This is a genomic window from Ruegeria atlantica (assembly GCF_013032005.1).
GTDB lineage: Bacteria > Pseudomonadota > Alphaproteobacteria > Rhodobacterales > Rhodobacteraceae > Ruegeria > Ruegeria atlantica_A.
The window spans coordinates 152,238-167,414 of sequence record NZ_WQBE01000007.1; the positions used below are offsets into that span (position 1 = coordinate 152,238).

The 15,177-nt window shown below is 55.7% G+C and carries 16 protein-coding genes; 11 read left to right on the top strand and 5 right to left on the bottom strand.

Annotated features, from left to right (window positions below; all coding sequences use genetic code 11):
- Positions 1–286: 286 nt before the first annotated feature.
- The 9 genes from GOX21_RS14425 (at position 287) to ureG (ending at position 5,701) form a co-directional block, all read left to right on the top strand.
- Complete coding sequence (locus GOX21_RS14425; RefSeq protein ID WP_174818908.1) at positions 287–1,054, top strand: urease accessory protein UreD; 768 nt, start codon at positions 287–289, stop codon at positions 1,052–1,054.
- 1 nt (position 1,055) lies between these two features.
- A complete protein-coding gene (locus GOX21_RS14430) occupies positions 1,056–1,358 on the top strand; it encodes an urease subunit gamma (RefSeq protein WP_170350819.1) in 303 nt (100 codons plus the stop codon).
- Between the two features lie 18 nt (positions 1,359–1,376).
- Positions 1,377–1,538 carry a hypothetical protein gene (locus GOX21_RS14435; RefSeq protein WP_170350818.1) on the top strand — a complete coding sequence of 54 codons (162 nt, stop codon included), beginning with the start codon at positions 1,377–1,379 and terminating at the stop codon, positions 1,536–1,538.
- Positions 1,535–1,867: an urease subunit beta gene (locus GOX21_RS14440; RefSeq protein WP_170378099.1), complete on the top strand. Its 333-nt coding sequence runs from the start codon at positions 1,535–1,537 to the stop codon at positions 1,865–1,867. Before GOX21_RS14435 ends, GOX21_RS14440 begins: the two co-directional genes overlap by 4 nt.
- Positions 1,842–3,602: an urease subunit alpha gene (ureC, locus tag GOX21_RS14445; RefSeq protein WP_170378101.1), complete on the top strand. Its 1,761-nt coding sequence runs from the start codon at positions 1,842–1,844 to the stop codon at positions 3,600–3,602. The genes GOX21_RS14440 and ureC overlap by 26 nt, the downstream gene beginning before the upstream one ends.
- A 130-nt stretch (positions 3,603–3,732) precedes the next feature.
- A complete protein-coding gene (locus GOX21_RS14450; RefSeq protein ID WP_170350815.1) occupies positions 3,733–3,954 on the top strand; it encodes a DUF1127 domain-containing protein in 222 nt (73 codons plus the stop codon).
- A gap of 31 nt (positions 3,955–3,985) precedes the next feature.
- Positions 3,986–4,438 carry an urease accessory protein UreE gene (locus GOX21_RS14455; RefSeq protein WP_170350814.1) on the top strand — a complete coding sequence of 151 codons (453 nt, stop codon included), beginning with the start codon at positions 3,986–3,988 and terminating at the stop codon, positions 4,436–4,438.
- Positions 4,410–5,075, top strand: coding sequence for an urease accessory protein UreF (locus tag GOX21_RS14460; RefSeq protein ID WP_254428558.1), 666 nt, complete (start codon positions 4,410–4,412; stop codon positions 5,073–5,075). Before GOX21_RS14455 ends, GOX21_RS14460 begins: the two co-directional genes overlap by 29 nt.
- Complete coding sequence (ureG, locus tag GOX21_RS14465; protein ID WP_170350812.1) at positions 5,072–5,701, top strand: urease accessory protein UreG; 630 nt, start codon at positions 5,072–5,074, stop codon at positions 5,699–5,701. Before GOX21_RS14460 ends, ureG begins: the two co-directional genes overlap by 4 nt.
- Before the next feature lie 158 nt (positions 5,702–5,859).
- Here ureG and GOX21_RS14470 read toward each other — a convergent pair whose 3' ends face one another.
- The 5 genes from GOX21_RS14470 to GOX21_RS14490 all read right to left on the bottom strand — a co-directional run bounded on the left by GOX21_RS14470 (position 5,860) and on the right by GOX21_RS14490 (position 10,423).
- On the bottom strand, positions 5,860–6,846 hold the full coding sequence (locus tag GOX21_RS14470; RefSeq protein ID WP_170378103.1) for a zinc-dependent alcohol dehydrogenase family protein: 987 nt from the start codon (positions 6,844–6,846) through the stop codon (positions 5,860–5,862).
- 80 nt (positions 6,847–6,926) lie between these two features.
- Entirely contained in the window at positions 6,927–7,772 is an 846-nt protein-coding gene (locus tag GOX21_RS14475) for an enoyl-CoA hydratase/isomerase family protein (protein ID WP_170378105.1), read from the bottom strand.
- 93 nt (positions 7,773–7,865) lie between these two features.
- The gene (locus tag GOX21_RS14480; RefSeq protein ID WP_170378107.1) at positions 7,866–8,654 is read right to left on the bottom strand and encodes an SDR family NAD(P)-dependent oxidoreductase; all 789 of its coding nucleotides are present in this window, start codon (positions 8,652–8,654) and stop codon (positions 7,866–7,868) included.
- A gap of 12 nt (positions 8,655–8,666) precedes the next feature.
- Positions 8,667–9,632: an LLM class oxidoreductase gene (locus GOX21_RS14485; RefSeq protein WP_170378109.1), complete on the bottom strand. Its 966-nt coding sequence runs from the start codon at positions 9,630–9,632 to the stop codon at positions 8,667–8,669.
- Positions 9,633–9,646: 14 nt separating this feature from the next.
- The gene (locus GOX21_RS14490) at positions 9,647–10,423 is read right to left on the bottom strand and encodes a CmcJ/NvfI family oxidoreductase (protein WP_170378111.1); all 777 of its coding nucleotides are present in this window, start codon (positions 10,421–10,423) and stop codon (positions 9,647–9,649) included.
- A 107-nt stretch (positions 10,424–10,530) separates the two neighbouring features.
- Here GOX21_RS14490 and GOX21_RS14495 point away from each other — a divergent pair, with 107 nt between their 5' ends.
- Complete coding sequence (locus GOX21_RS14495) at positions 10,531–11,442, top strand: LysR family transcriptional regulator (protein ID WP_170378113.1); 912 nt, start codon at positions 10,531–10,533, stop codon at positions 11,440–11,442.
- Positions 11,443–11,721: 279 nt separating this feature from the next.
- The gene (locus GOX21_RS14500) at positions 11,722–15,042 is read left to right on the top strand and encodes an ATP-binding protein (protein WP_170378115.1); all 3,321 of its coding nucleotides are present in this window, start codon (positions 11,722–11,724) and stop codon (positions 15,040–15,042) included.
- The last annotated feature ends 135 nt before the right edge of the window (positions 15,043–15,177 follow it).

Genomic DNA, 15,177 nt, shown 5'->3' on the forward strand with positions numbered 1-15,177 from the left:
CCTATACGGTTTCTGCATTGCAGCAAGATTGGCAACTTGCCTCTAACTCAATTTGCGGAATCAGCCAGAAGCGCCCAATTTTTCATCCAAGACTAAGGTCACTGTCTAAAAATTAGACGCACGATGTGGAAATAAGCAGTTTCTGACACTGCAAGTTAGTGTTCTGACCCTTCAACAGAGAAACAAGAGGCACCAAACCACGCGCTAAAGGTGCCTTATTACCCAAGTTTCAGCCATATTACCCACGCACAGTGCGGTGCCGCCGCGTGCTGCTGGCACCGTCAGTTTGAGCACCAAGAAATTGGGCGACAGAACGGTTCTGGACAAGTTTCGCCAGTCGGGGTCCTTTAAGTGCCTGTTTCCCAGAACCACGACGCCTGATCTTGATGCCGTTCTATTGAACACAGCAGGTGGCGTGACCGGAGGCGACACATTCCGGTTTTCCGGCAAGGCAGCGGAAGGCACGGCGCTGACATTGACAACACAAGCCTGCGAACGCGCTTACAAGGCTCAGCCCAAAGAATGCGGCCAGATCACCAACCATCTGACAGTCGAGACAGGCGCCCGGCTGAACTGGTTGCCGCAAGAAACCATTCTGTTCAATAGCTGCACTTTGGACCGACGCCTCAGGATCGACCTGTGCCCGGATGCCGAGACGCTGATGGTAGAGCCGCTGGTCTTTGGGCGCGCGGCCATGGGCGAAACATTGACCGATATCCGCCTAAACGATCGGATCGAGATACGGCGCGAAGGGGTGCCGGTGTTTCTGGATGCAATCCGGTTCTCTGGCGATTGGCACGCGCATATGTCCAAGCCGCATACCGCAAATGGCGCAGGGGCGATGGCGCTGATCGTCTTTGCCTCAAGGTCCGCCGCAGGTCAGTTGGACCCTGTTCGCGAAATGCTGCCCGAAACCGCCGGTGCAACCCTTATCCGGGACGACCTGCTGGTTATCCGTGTTCTGGCCAAAAGCAGCTTTGCCCTTCGCCGCGCGTTGATGCCGCTTTTGCGCAGACTGAACAAAGACACGTTACCCCGATGCTGGATGCTCTGACATGAACCTGACCCCTCGTGAAAAAGACAAACTGCTGGTTGCCATGGCAGCCGAGGTCGCCCGAAAACGGTTGGCCCGCGGCGTCAAGCTGAACCACCCCGAGGCTATCGCCCTGATCACCGATGCCGTGGTCGAGGGCGCGCGCGATGGTCGTTCGGTCGCCGATATGATGCAAGCCGGGGCCGAAGTGATCACCCGAGGCCAATGCATGGAAGGCGTGCCCGAGATGATCCACGAGGTACAGGTCGAAGCCACCTTCCCGGATGGCACTAAGCTTGTAACAGTCCACAACCCCATTCGCTAATTACCAAAGGAGATACAAATGAACCGCATGCTCTTTCCCGCTCTTATTCTGGCTGGCCCGGCCATGGCCCACACGGACACTCATGTTCATGCACACGGCAGCGATTACGCCGCGTTGGCAGCTGGGTTGGCCTTGATCGCCGTCATCGCCATCACCGTGATCTTGAAGCTGCCGAAATGATCCCAGGTGAGATCATACCTGCCGAAGGGTCACTGACGCTCAACGCCGGTCGCAGCAGCCGTCTTGTTGTTGTCGCCAATACTGGTGATCGGCCAGTTCAGGTCGGTAGCCACTACCACTTTGCCGAAGCAAACTCTGCCTTGGATTTTGATCGCTACGCGGCCTTGGGGATGCGGCTGGACATCCCCGCAGGCACCGCTGTGCGTTTTGAACCGGGCCAAATTCGCGAAGCTATGTTGGTGCCATTTGAGGGGCGCCGGCACATCTACGGTTTCAATATGCACATCATGGGGGCTTTGAAAGATGCCGGGCAAGATCAGTCGGGGTGATTATGCCTCTATGTTCGGCCCAACGGTCGGCGACAAAGTACGATTGGCGGATTCCGATCTGATCATAGAGGTTGAAAAAGATCTGATCGTGGAACGCGCAACAGCTGCACGGTTCAGCGAAACCGGGCACCGCGAAGATGTGTATGGAGAAGAGGTCAAGTTCGGCGGTGGCAAAGTCATTCGCGACGGGATGGGCCAATCTCAGGCCACACGCGCCGAGGGGGCCGTTGACACGGTCATCACCAACGCACTGATTGTAGATCATTCCGGAATTTACAAAGCGGATGTGGGGCTGAAGGACGGGCGTATCGCCAAGATCGGCAAAGCCGGAAACCCGGATACGCAGCCTGGCGTGGACATTATCATTGGCCCAGGAACCGAGGCAATTGCAGGCGAGGGCCGCATCCTGACGGCGGGCGGGTTCGACAGCCATATCCACTTTATCTGCCCACAACAGATCGAAGACGCCTTGCATTCCGGCCTGACGACAATGCTTGGCGGTGGTACCGGCCCGGCACATGGTACTTTGGCGACCACTTGCACCCCCGGCCCTTGGCATATCGGTCGGATGTTGCAAGCTGCGGATGCCTTTCCGATGAACCTTGCCTTTGCGGGCAAGGGCAATGCCTCACTACCCTCGGCGCTGGAGGAACAGGTCAAGGCAGGGGCCTGCGCGCTGAAACTGCACGAGGATTGGGGAACGACCCCTGCCGCCATCGACTGCTGCCTGTCAGTGGCCGATGCGATGGATGTTCAGGTGATGATCCACACCGATACGCTGAACGAATCCGGATTTGTCGAGAATACCGTGGCTGCCATGAAAGGTCGCACCATCCACGCCTTCCACACCGAAGGCGCAGGTGGTGGTCACGCCCCAGATATCATCAAAATCTGCGGTGAGAACCATGTTCTGCCGTCCTCGACCAACCCGACGCGACCGTTCACCGTGAATACGGTCGAAGAGCACCTGGATATGCTGATGGTCTGCCATCACCTCGACAAATCGATCCCCGAGGACGTGGCTTTTGCTGAAAGCCGCATCCGGCGCGAGACCATTGCCGCAGAAGATATCCTGCACGACATGGGCGCGTTCAGCATCATCGCCTCCGACAGTCAGGCCATGGGCCGTGTGGGCGAGGTGCTGATCCGTACATGGCAAACGGCTGATAAGATGAAGAAACAACGGGGCCGGCTGCCCGAGGAAACCGGGGACAACGACAACCTGCGCGTCCGCCGGTACATCGCGAAATACACCATCAACCCGGCTATCGCCCATGGGCTCAGCCATCAGATCGGCAGTATCGAAGAAGGCAAACGCGCTGATCTGGTGCTGTGGAACCCGGCGTTTTTCGGCGTGAAACCCGAAATGGTTTTGCTAGGCGGCACGATTGCCTGCGCGCAGATGGGCGATCCCAATGCCTCAATCCCGACACCGCAGCCTGTCTATAGCCGTCCGATGTTCGGGGCCTATGGCCGCTCGGTCGAGCATTCGGCGATCACATTTGTCTCTGAGGCCGCACAGACCGACGGGATTGGTGATTCACTGGGCTTGGCGAAGCAAACTGTCGCCGTGCACAACACGCGGAATATCGGCAAACGCGATCTGTTGCTGAACAATGCAACACCCCAGATCGATGTCGACCCGGAAACCTACGAGGTCCGCGCGGATGGTGAATTGCTAACCTGTCAGCCAGCCGAAGTTCTACCGATGGCACAGCGATACTTCATGTTCTGATTAAAAATTTCGCTGCATTGCAGCAAGCGCATCCCGGGCATGACCAATTGCCCACTACTAAGCGAGTGCAATATGACAGATACTATCACGCAAGGGAGGACCAACGTCTCGCAAGCATACGAGGGTCCCAATGGCACACACAGAAAATCAACCGCATTCCGGTTTTTCCGTATTCGGTCTGTTCTCGACGATTGGTTCGTCGATCTATTCGGCTCTTGCTCGATTGGCCGAAGCACGATCGCGCACCGATCAAATCCAGTTCCTGCAATCGCTGAGCGACGAAGAACTGCGCAAACGCGGCCTGTCCCGCGACCGTATCGTACAACACGTTTTCGCGGGTTCTATCTGGTAACAGCTGCCCGTTCCACAGAGGGGGCGTTGGCATGACCATCCTCCTTTGTACAGCACGGCAATATTCTGATCATTTACACGGCGAGCCTGCGGACGCCCTGTCACTGACCTATGATGACCGTTTTTTGCGCCGCAAGGTTCTGACCTGCGAAAGTGGCGAACAGATTCTTGTCGATCTGGCGCAAACGACGTCGTTGAACCACGGCGGCGCTTTGGTTCTGGATGACGGCCGCGAAGTAGAAATACAAGCTGCACCCGAAGCGTTGCTGGAAATAACAGCCCCGGATCTGACGCGCGTCGCTTGGCATATCGGCAACCGCCACACGCCTTGTCAGATCGAAAAGGATCATCTGCTGATCCAAGTCGATCACGTCATCCAAGACATGCTTTTGAAAATCGGGGCTTCGGTGCGGGAAGTGCATGAACCGTTCACCCCCGAAGGCGGGGCCTATGGCCATGGCAGGACTCATGGCCACGCCCACTGACGCCGACATCCTGACGCTGACGCAATGGTTGTCGCCCGCTTACCCTGTAGGGGGCTTTGCCTATTCTCACGGGCTAGAGACCGCAATTGACGAAGGGACCGTCACCGATTCACGAGGCACCCAAGCCTGGATTTCAGATGTGCTGGAACATGGTTCTGGTTGGAACGACGCTCTATTCGTTGTTTCGGCATACAACGCGCAGGATAAAGATGAACTTATCGGCGTCGACGTTACTGCACGGGCCTTTTGCGCGTCGTCCGAAAGAAAAATGGAAACCGAGTTCCTAGGACAGGCATTCGGGACGGTGACTGGAAATGTCTGGGATTTAGACCTTCGAAAGTACTCCTATCCCGTCTCACTAGGCCAGGCCGCGCGTTTGCAAGGCCTTCCCCTTTTGCTGACGACAAAGATGTTTCTGCAAGCCTTTGCAAGCAACCTGGCCTCTTGCGCAACACGCCTTGTGCCGTTGGGCCAGACCGCGTCTCAGAAAGTGATCCGAGAATTGACACCGCTATGCGCCCGTATTGCCGAAACGGCGCAAAAGGCCAGCCTGGATGATTTGAACTCGACCGCGTTCCTGACAGACATCGCGTCGATGAAACACGAAACACAGTATTCAAGGATGTTCCGAACATGAGCAGTATGAACGGCCCCCTTCGCGTTGGCATCGGTGGTCCGGTGGGCGCCGGAAAGACCACTTTGACCGCAGCGTTATCCGAAGCCCTGCGCGATGTCTGCTCAGTGGGCGTTATCACCAATGACATTTACACGCAGGAGGATGCCGAAGCGCTGATGCGCATGCAGATCCTGCCGCAAGACAGGATCATTGGCGTGGAAACCGGTGGGTGCCCACACACAGCGATCCGCGAAGACGCCTCGATTAATTTGGCTGCGGTCGCCGAAATGCAAGACCGCCATCCCGATCTTGATGTGGTTCTGATCGAAAGCGGCGGGGACAATTTATCGGCTACGTTCAGTCCGGAACTCGCAGACCTAACAATTTATGTGATTGACGTCGCCGCCGGAGAGGAAATTCCACGCAAAGGCGGGCCGGCGATTACGAAATCGGACATTCTGGTCATAAACAAAACCGACTTGGCGCCGCATGTTGGTGCTTCGTTAGAAGTTATGGAACGTGATGCGCAAAGAATGCGCAAAGGACGGCCGTTTTTGTTCTCGTCCCTTCGTCGCAGAAAAGGGGTCGACGCAATTGTGGACCTCCTTGTGAAAGGCGGAGGTCTAAGGATTTCGCAAGCGCGTTAGATCGCCAGCAAAGATGGTAAGTTGTCGGCACACAAAGCCGATGTTGGACATCGATTGAAGGGGTCAAAAGGACAATCGTGTTTTTCACGCTTGTCCGGAAGCTACCTAAGATTGGTGCACACGATCATCCTGTGCGCACCAAACTCAACAGGTGCGGATTACAACTCTACAACCACTTTCCCGACCGCAGCTCCGCTCGTCAGGTGCGCATAGGCTGCGCCGACATCGGCCCACCCAAACTTGTGTTCGTCAACAATAGGTTTGAGCCCCCCTGCATCCGCCAGATTCGCCAATGTCTTGAGGATGTCACCATGGGTTTGCCGCCCGACATCATGCATCATCGGGATCAGCATGAAGACGACGTGCAGGGACAGACCTTTGAAATGCGCGGGCGTCAAATCAATCTCGACCATCGCAACGGTTGAGGCGACATGGCCGTTGAGCTTGGCCGCTGCGAACGAGTTTGTCATGTTCGGCCCACCAACGCTGTCGAACACCACATCAAAGCCCACGCCATCAGTGTGCGCAGCCACGTAGTCTTCAACCTTTTGCGTTGTGAAATCCAAAGGACGCGCACTCAACCCCTCAATCAGAGCCATCTGATCCGCGCCGCGACCTGTTGCGGACACGGTTGCACCAAGGTGACGGGCAATTTGCACTGCGACATGGCCAACGCCTCCGGCGCCGCCCTGTACCAGCACGGTCTGCCCATCGCCTACACCAGCACGGGTCAACCCTTCATAGGCGGTGATACCGACGAGGGGCAGCGCTGCGGCTTCCCGCATACTCAGCGATTTGGGTTTGTGTGCAATCAGGCGGGCGTCTGCGTTCATGTACTCGGCCAGAGTGCCAGGAAGGTCCATCAGACCACCGGCGCAACCGTACACCTCATCACCTAGGGCGAAGTTTGTCACTCCGTCGCCCAATGCAACGACTGTGCCTGCAAAATCCATGCCAAGTACGGCAGGCAGCGCGGGGGACAGGGGCAGTTCTGCCCCCATGCTTCGGATCATCGTGTCGACTGTGTTGACGCTGGTGGCCGCCACCTTGACCACCACATGTCCGGGTGCCGCAGCCGGGTCTGGCATTTCTGCGGGCTCAAACTGTGCGTCGGGTCCATAGGTATTCAGAACCATTGCTTTCATTGGGAAATTCCTTTTCTAGCACGACGCTGGGGCGCGCATCGAGATATCGGGCGCCTGGACGTAGTTACTTTGATGGGGGTTCAGTTGATATCTTGCACCTGCATAACCAAGTCGCCCCACTTACGCTGATTTTCGATGTCGTGTTCCAAACCTTGTTCATCCGCGATGGCAAACCGTTTGACAGCCGGGGTTTTGCTGGTGGCCTGATAAAGCCAATAGGCCTCGGCCTTCAGTGCCTCATGAATGGGTTTGTCGATGGATTCATAGACCATCTGCTTGCAGGCGTTGATCGACTCTGCCGGAAACTGCGCGATCCGTTCGGCCAGCGCGGTCACATATGGGCCAATCTCATCCGGCTCCAAAGCCTTGTTGATCGTGCCCAGACGCTCTGCATCATCCGCGTCATAATCCTGCGCGCTCAGGATGATCTCAAGCGCTTTGCCAAGGCCGGTTTGGCGTGCCATCCGCGACGCGCCACCGCCGCAGGGCAGGATGCCCATACCGACCTCCATCTGCATGAACTTGTACTTTCCCCGCGCGGCAAAACGCATGTCGAGCGCCAGTGCCAATTCGTGCCCGCCACCGCGTGCGAACCCTTCCAGCTTGGCAATAGTGGCCTGCGGCACCTTGCCGATCCGTTCGCAAACCGCTTGCAGGTCCAACAGCTGTGCATCCTCGCGGGATACCGCCTCGGTCGACATGTCTTTGAGAAGATCGGTGTCGTAGTGGCAAACCCAGATTTCTGGGTTGGCGGATTGGAAGATCACTACTTTGGTGTCGCGGTCGCGCTCTAGCCGCATGGCCAGGCTGTTGAGGTCGGCCAACATTTCCTGGCCTTGCACGTTCACGGAACCGAAATTGAATGTCACCGTGGCGATACCTTTTTCAACGGCAACCTCAAAAGTTTGGAAGTTTTCGTATTTCATCAGGCAGTCCTTTCTTGGGCCTCGACGCGGCGCGCGTGAGGGGTGATAGGAGGTAAAGGTGGATGTGTGTTTGGGGCGGCCGCGCCGCCCGGATCAGCCTGTCTGGCTAATCAAGCCCTTGATTGTGTTCATGACGTCGGCCGCGTGATCTTTGTCGAGCGCTGCGGCATGTGGATCAGCGAAGGCCCCACTGTCATTGTCAAAATAGGCACCTGACGCGTCAGCAAACCGCCCGCCCAGGGCCGCATCCATCAGTATATCAGCGCCAATACTCATATCGTTCCCTGAAACGCCAAAGCCCTCTTTCACCATCTTCGAGGCCAAAAGCGACCCGGGATTCACTGCGACCATCACCGGCCCATCGGGTTGTAATTTGGCCCATTCCATGGTCCAGATCGTGATAGCCAGCTTGCTTTGGGCATAGGCCTCCATGTCTGTCAGCGGCAGATTGCCCTGCATGGCCTTGACGTTTACCGGGGCCTGCGCCGCCGATGACAAGTTCACAACGCGCCCGTCGGAGGGAATGATCGGCAACAACAATTCGGTCAGCAGATAGGGTGCAAGCGTGTTCACGACAAAGCGGATGTCCTGTCCATTCTCAAGCACCGTTTGCGGGGCTTTCAACACACCCGCGTTATTGATCAACACATCCAGTTGGTCATGTTTGGCACGTATGGTTTCGGCCAGTTTTCGAACCGCGGACAGATCGCTTAGATCAGCGGTATAGGTTTCGACATTGCCACCGACTTCGGCGGCGGCGCTCTCCAATTTGGGTGCGCTGCGCCCGTGCAAAAGCACTTGGTGCCCGTCAGTGGCCAGTTTCTTTGCTGTCAGCAAGCCAATGCCGTCAGTTGAACCGGTGATAAGTACAGTCTTGGTCATCAGTTTTATCCTTTAGGAAAAGCCTGGCAGCACAACGTCTGCCAGACGTTCAAGTGTTGTGTCGATGGGTGCTTGATTGAACCTGAGGTTCAGCGCCACGTGATTGACCCCAAGGGTTTCAATCTCGCGAAGATAGTTGCACAGGAAATCAGTTCCGGACTGAAACCCAAGGTGGATCGGGCGCGGAGGTGCAGCGGGATCGGCAACGACATCGACATAAAGCGATTGCATAACCGGCTTGTCCGGTTGCCCTGCCGCCTTCGTGCGTGTTCGGTATTCCGCGATGACCCGCCCTTGGGCTGCGGCGTTGCGTGGATAGGTCATCCAACCGTCCCCGTTCTGTGCCACCCAATCGGAGGTTTGCTGGCTGCCACCAGTGATAAGCAACGGCAAACGCGTGCCATGCGGCTTTGGCAACAGATCAATGTCGCCAGACAGTGTGCCCTGCCCGCTTTCATGCGTGGGATAGCCCAATCCGACCGCGCGGATGTACTCAACACTATCGCGGAAACGTGCCCCCCGATCGTCAAAGCCCTTGCTCATCGCCGGGTACTCCTCGGGCCGGTCACCAGAAGCAACACCCAAGAGCAACCGACCACCCGATAGCACGTCCGCGGTCGCCGCCGCCTTGGCTACATGGGCTGGGTGACGCAGTGGCAGGATCACACTCGACGTTCCTAGCGCAATCCGGTCTGTCACCGTTATCAGCGCACCCAAATAGACAAATGGATCAAAAACCTGTCCGGCATCACCAAAACTTGGAACATTGAAAGGCACGTCGCGCAGCCAAAGTGCTGCAAATCCAAGGTCCTCTGCCCTCCGCGCGGCCTCTAAGTGGCCCTGCATCGTCGGCTCTGCGCCGACCGCATAGGATTCAAGCGGCAACACAAGGCCGACACTCAGCCGACCCGGACGATACACCCGGTTGTAAGCCACATTGATCTGGGCAAACTCGGTGGGCTGGATTCTATTCAACATATCTGCCCCCCCCATTAGTACCGCACCAAAGTGCGGCTCTCGATGCTCTTGCGAATGGTGGTGACGTTTGGATCCTCGATCATATCAAGCGCGCTATGCGCCACCGACGGTAGCCCTTGACTGTCGTAGATGTTGAAAAACGCAACCTCGTCCGGCGTCATCTTGGAAAGATAGACCCATTCATGGTCAGGGTTTCCCACCAACCCCATGATTTGCCCTTTGCGGTCGGGATAGATCAGGTCCAGCAGAATCCAGTCAGACGGGTCAACTGAAGACGGGCGAACAAAGCCTAGCGGGGCGGAATTGATCGGATGTTCCACAGGACGCCACACATTGACAAAGGCAAAGTGACCTTGCGCCCATTCAGCTGCGGTCTCGGCCCCCAGCAGATCGACCAGGCGCTGCTCAGCCCCGTCCTTGCTGTAGTCACTGTGGACGTTGCGCGCGGGCTTGCGCGTGGCACCGGGATCGTCGACCCGAACGGTGTGATCAAAAATCACAACCTCTTGCGCACTCAGCCTGTCCAGAAGCATCCCGGTCAGTTCCGCATCATATGTCTGTTTCCAGGAGTCCCCGGTAAAATCCCGGACCTGCGATTTCAGCAATGTGAATTCTACGGCATCAGATGCAAATGTGACTGACGTTGCCTTCGTGCGGGTATCCGCCAACGCAACAGTCGTTGTAGCCAGTTCTGGGGAAATCAGGTTGCCCGCAACCCCACCTGAATCAAGTTCAAAGGCTTGCCGATAGGGCTTGTGAACATGGTAGTTGACTGTGGCTGTCCGTGTCATCTGCGCCTCCTGCCTAGGCCCTTTTGCGTCTACGAAAGGGATTTAATGTCGATCAAATTACAGATAAACTGCCAATGTCAGGATTTATAATTCGGGTTTTGGATATAATGAGCCTTGATACAGATGCGCTCCGACTGTTTGTAAGGGCGGCAGAAATGCTCAACATCAGTGCTGCGGGGCGCACGTTGGGCATGGCCCCAGCTGTCTCCAGCGCAAAGCTTGCCAAGTTGGAACAGAGCCTGCGCTCTGAACTATTGCACCGAACGACCCGCAAAGTGTCGCTGTCTGTCGAAGGGGCCGATTTCCTGCCCTTCGCCCGCGAGATCATCGCGCAGGAAGAAGCCGCGCTTGCGGCCCTGGGCAAGCAGACGACAACGATCCGGGGCACATTGCGCTTTGCTGCGCCAAGCAGCTTTGCCCAACTCTACATCGCGCCGATCCTACCGACGTTTCTTCAACAGCACCCTGACCTCACATTGGACTTGCGCCTTTCTGATGTTCAGTTCGACCTGATCGAAGGCAGCTTTGACCTTGCACTTAGGAACGCGCCGCTTGTGGACACCAGCTTGAAAGGCCGCAAATTGGCCGATGACCGGCGCATCCTGTGCGCCGCGCCGCACTATCTTGAAACGCACGGAACCCCCAATACGCCCGCCGAACTGGCAAACCACCATCTGATCGCCTTCCAAAACCGTCAACCGCGCCCGCTGACAGGCCCGGCAGGCGAACGCGCTGTATTCGACCCCGCATCTGCCAAAGGTCAATTGATTATCGACGACGGCCAAAGCCAGGTCTGCGCCACCCTGGCTGGGGCCGGTATTTCATTGAACGCATTATGGAGTGTGCATGAGCAACTGAAGTCAGGCCGGCTGACACAGGTTCTGCCGAACTTTGAAGCCGCAGAGGACAATGTCTTGTGGTTGATCTATCCCAAGTCCAACGTGCTATCCCCCAAAGTGCGGGTGTTCATGGACTTTCTGATCGCAGAGATTGGCGCAGCGCCACCATGGGAAGTATGAACCGGAAAAGATCTGTCGCTGTCGTGTGGGCACAGATCGGGTTCTATGGCATCGAGCGATGTTGATTTTGCCAAGGCCGCCAATCTAAGTCGATCGTTGCCGTACACGGCTTAACGTCCAATACGCCAATGAAATCCTTGACCTACTTTGAAACAGAGTCCTTCATTGAGTGGAACATGATCAGAAAACACCGTTTGCACGACGGGTCAAACCAACAAGGGAAAGCATGCTGGTAGGGCGCAGGCGATAGTTCTGCTGAAACAGCAAGCAAAAATGTAGATGTCCGATATAGCGTCTTGGCTAAAAAAACATGGTTTGTCCAAGTATGCTGCTGCCTTTGCAGAACACGAAATCGAACATGGTGATCTTTCTGAGCTAACAGACGATGACCTTGTGACAATCGGCCTCCCCCTCGGACCAAGGCGGCGTTTCATGAAGGCTGTTCGCTTCGATGCAGAGGCAGACCTTGACCCACACAACACCGGTACCGGCCCCGAGATCATCGCGGAACGGCGACAGCTTACCGTCATGTTCATCGATTTGGTCGGATCAACGGAAATTTCACAACGCGTCGATCCGGAAGATCTGGCCGATGTTCTTCGACTTTTCAAAGAAACATGTGCTGCGTCGGTTGCTGCGTTTGATGGCCATATTGCCAGCTATTACGGCGATGGGATCATGGTCTTTTTTGGATTTCCCCACGCGCATGAAGATGATCCAGAGCGGGCAATTCGGGCGGGCCTGCGCATCATGAATGAAATGCCGAATATTCGCACCCACGCGAAACTTAACGTCCGCATCGGGGTTGCGACCGGATTGGTTGTCGTCGGCGATTTGCGTGGCGAAAATATGTTTGAGGACGGGACGGCGATGGGTGAGACGCCGAACCTGGCCGCGCGCCTTCAGGCAATGGCGGATCCAGGAACGATGATCGTCGCCCCCAGCACGCATCAGTTGGCCGGTGATACCTTCGAATACGTTCTGCGAGGCGCGTTCAAGCTCAAGGGTTTTGCTAAAGAGGTCGAAGCTTGGCAGGTGACGGGTGAGCGGCAAACCGTCAGCCGTTTTTTGGCAATAGATGATGTGTTGCTTAAGCCGTTGGTGGGTCGCTCCGCAGAATTAGAGACCCTCAATGACAAATGGACGCTTGCCAGCGGTGGTCAGGGACAGGTTGTGTTGGTGTCGGGCGAGCCTGGAATTGGCAAGTCGCGGCTGGTGGAAGAATTCAGGCAAAAATCTTCGGACTTGCCCGGCACGCAGATGCGATATCAGTGTTCTCCCTACCATTTTGCGACTGCGTTCTATCCTGTCATTCGACAACTTGAGAATGTCGCCAAGCTCCGTTCCGAAGACTCGAACGAGGCAAAGCTTGAAAAAATCCGTGCTGTTCTGGGCGATCAATCCAACGATGCATTGCAGCTGGCCGCGTCCCTTCTGTCCATCCCATTCGAGGATCAATTGGGGCCCCTGAACCTGACGCCTCAGCAACTCATGGATCAGTCATTAGACCTGCTGCTAGGCAATCTCACGTCGGAAGCAAGGGAGCAGCCGGTTCTATTCTTGTTTGAAGATGCGCATTGGATTGATCCAACGACCAAGCTGCTTTTGGACCGAATAGTGGAGCGAATTCGCGACCTTCCGGTTCTGGTCGTCATGACATTCAGGCCCGAGTACGACCCGGGCTGGACGCTGCAATCGAACCTCACGAAAGTTGTTTTGAAGCAGTTGGATTTTCAAGAGGTGAAGAGCATTGTGGACGAAGTCGCAAAAGGTGAGGTGATCTCGGACGAGATGTACGACGCGGTCGCGGCAAGATCTGACGGAGTGCCGTTATACATAGAGGAAGTGACCAAAGATCTCCTTGAATCGGGCATTCTGACCAAGGGCCGAGACACTTATACGATGGGTGGGGCCTCTCCGGCCAACTCGGTCCCCAGCACGTTACATGATGCACTTATGGCGCGCCTTGATCGTTTGAGCTCTGCCAAAGAGGTGGCCCAGATAGGGGCCGTTATTGGGCCTCAATTCACCTATCCTTTGATTTCTAAAGTGGCTGATATTGGCGATAAAGCGCTGCGTGCAAACCTGGAACTATTGGTAGAAGCAGGCATTGTTACCGTTTCTCGCTCTGAAGATTTTGAAACCTTCAGCTACTGTCATGCCCTCATTCGTGACACTGCCTACAACAGCCTATTAAAGCGGGAACGTCGCGTTCTGCACTCTCGCGTGGCGCAACAACTTGATGACACTTCGACGCACACGGGTGATGCCAGCCCAGAAGTGCTGGCCCATCATTACACTATGGCTGGCATGCGTAAGGAGGCCGTCAATTACCGGTATCTTGCCGGTCAGCGTGCTGTCCAACGATCCGCGAATACAGAGGCGAACACGCAGCTTTCCTTGGCGATCGAACAGTTGAGTGAACTGGAACAAAGCACTGAGCGAGACCGCAAAGAAATTGAGATTCAGGTTCTGAAAGCAGGCGTTCTACGATCAACCGCGGGGATTGCAGCGGATGAGACCGGCTCGGTCTACGCAAGGATTCGCGACCTGTGCGAACGCGTTGAAGAAACCGATCATCTGTTCCCGGTTCTGAACGGTTTGTATTCCTTTCATTTGGTGCGCGCCGAGTATGATTTGGCCAAGAACGTTGCCACGCAATTGCTGGAATTGGCGACTACAACACGCGAGACGCAGCACCAAATGGTGGCTCATCGCGCCATGGGCGCCGTGTTGTTTCATATCGGGGAATTGGGTTCAGCATACGAGCATTTGAACAAGGCGTTAGAACTCTACAGCCGGAAACGTGATGGCCACCTTGCGTACATTTACGGGTCGGACCATGCGGCCATCACTTCGTGCTTTTTAAGTTTGGCCATGTGGATGCGCGGGGATCCAGACAACGCTCTTGAAGTTCAGACGCAAGCGGTGGCGGGCGCAGAAGAACTTGAGCATGCCCACAGCATTGCGCAGTCGCTGACCTATCTGTGCATGCTTTACCTAATGAGACGTGAACCTGAAAACGTACTCGGGGCTGTTGAAAAGCTTGAGGCGCTTTCAATCAAACACTCATTCACGTTCATGTCCTTGACTGCGACCCTCTGGCGAAGCTGGGTGAATGCGTATCTTTCGCCAAACCAGGAAACGATCCTTGCGTTACTGAAAGCTTCAGAAGCTTGGAGGGTAAGCGGGGCGGGAAACTATAAGCCGTTCTTTCTTACTCTGATTGCAGAACTCACACTCAAAACCGGTGATCGGGAAGGTGCCTTGAGCTTTTTGGCCCAGGCACGTGAATACCAAACTCAAACCAATGAGGGATGGGCCCAATCTGAGACGGATCGGGTCTATGCGCTTGCGCGGTGCGAGAATGAAGTGGCCGAACAAGAGTTTCGTGAGGCTTTGAAATCTGCGGGGCGGCAGAAGGCAGGAATGCTCGAGCTACGCGTCTCGGTAGATTACATCAAGCAATGCAATCGTTTTGAACAAGCGCAAAGTGCCGCCTTTGATCTAAGTGCCGTTTTAGAGAGGATCACAGGAGGTGAGCATACGACCGATGTGAGAGATGCATTGAAGCTAATTGCTGAAAAATCCGTCAGTTGAATCTCAGATATCCGCATGAAACGGCCGAAGCTGAAGCTTTTTGTTTTCGTCAGGTATTTGTGCAGGTTTTTTAACGGCAGTCGCGCAGTTTGTGTCCGTGCAGCCTTTTTTACGCACGCGGCGAATAGCTAGTTT

Coding starts and splice junctions, on each gene's coding strand:
- ureC (WP_170378101.1), top strand. CDS start 1,842: ATGCCGGGCAAGATCAGTCGGGGTGATTATGCCTCTATGTTCGGCCCA.
- GOX21_RS14500 (WP_170378115.1), top strand. CDS start 11,722: ATGTCCGATATAGCGTCTTGGCTAAAAAAACATGGTTTGTCCAAGTAT.
- GOX21_RS14485 (WP_170378109.1), bottom strand. CDS start 9,632: ATGTTGAATAGAATCCAGCCCACCGAGTTTGCCCAGATCAATGTGGCT.
- GOX21_RS14450 (WP_170350815.1), top strand. CDS start 3,733: ATGGCACACACAGAAAATCAACCGCATTCCGGTTTTTCCGTATTCGGT.
- GOX21_RS14455 (WP_170350814.1), top strand. CDS start 3,986: ATGACCATCCTCCTTTGTACAGCACGGCAATATTCTGATCATTTACAC.
- GOX21_RS14470 (WP_170378103.1), bottom strand. CDS start 6,846: ATGAAAGCAATGGTTCTGAATACCTATGGACCCGACGCACAGTTTGAG.
- GOX21_RS14440 (WP_170378099.1), top strand. CDS start 1,535: ATGATCCCAGGTGAGATCATACCTGCCGAAGGGTCACTGACGCTCAAC.
- GOX21_RS14475 (WP_170378105.1), bottom strand. CDS start 7,772: ATGAAATACGAAAACTTCCAAACTTTTGAGGTTGCCGTTGAAAAAGGT.
- GOX21_RS14490 (WP_170378111.1), bottom strand. CDS start 10,423: ATGACACGGACAGCCACAGTCAACTACCATGTTCACAAGCCCTATCGG.
- GOX21_RS14430 (WP_170350819.1), top strand. CDS start 1,056: ATGAACCTGACCCCTCGTGAAAAAGACAAACTGCTGGTTGCCATGGCA.
- GOX21_RS14460 (WP_254428558.1), top strand. CDS start 4,410: ATGGCAGGACTCATGGCCACGCCCACTGACGCCGACATCCTGACGCTG.
- GOX21_RS14435 (WP_170350818.1), top strand. CDS start 1,377: ATGAACCGCATGCTCTTTCCCGCTCTTATTCTGGCTGGCCCGGCCATG.
- GOX21_RS14480 (WP_170378107.1), bottom strand. CDS start 8,654: ATGACCAAGACTGTACTTATCACCGGTTCAACTGACGGCATTGGCTTG.
- ureG (WP_170350812.1), top strand. CDS start 5,072: ATGAGCAGTATGAACGGCCCCCTTCGCGTTGGCATCGGTGGTCCGGTG.
- GOX21_RS14495 (WP_170378113.1), top strand. CDS start 10,531: ATGAGCCTTGATACAGATGCGCTCCGACTGTTTGTAAGGGCGGCAGAA.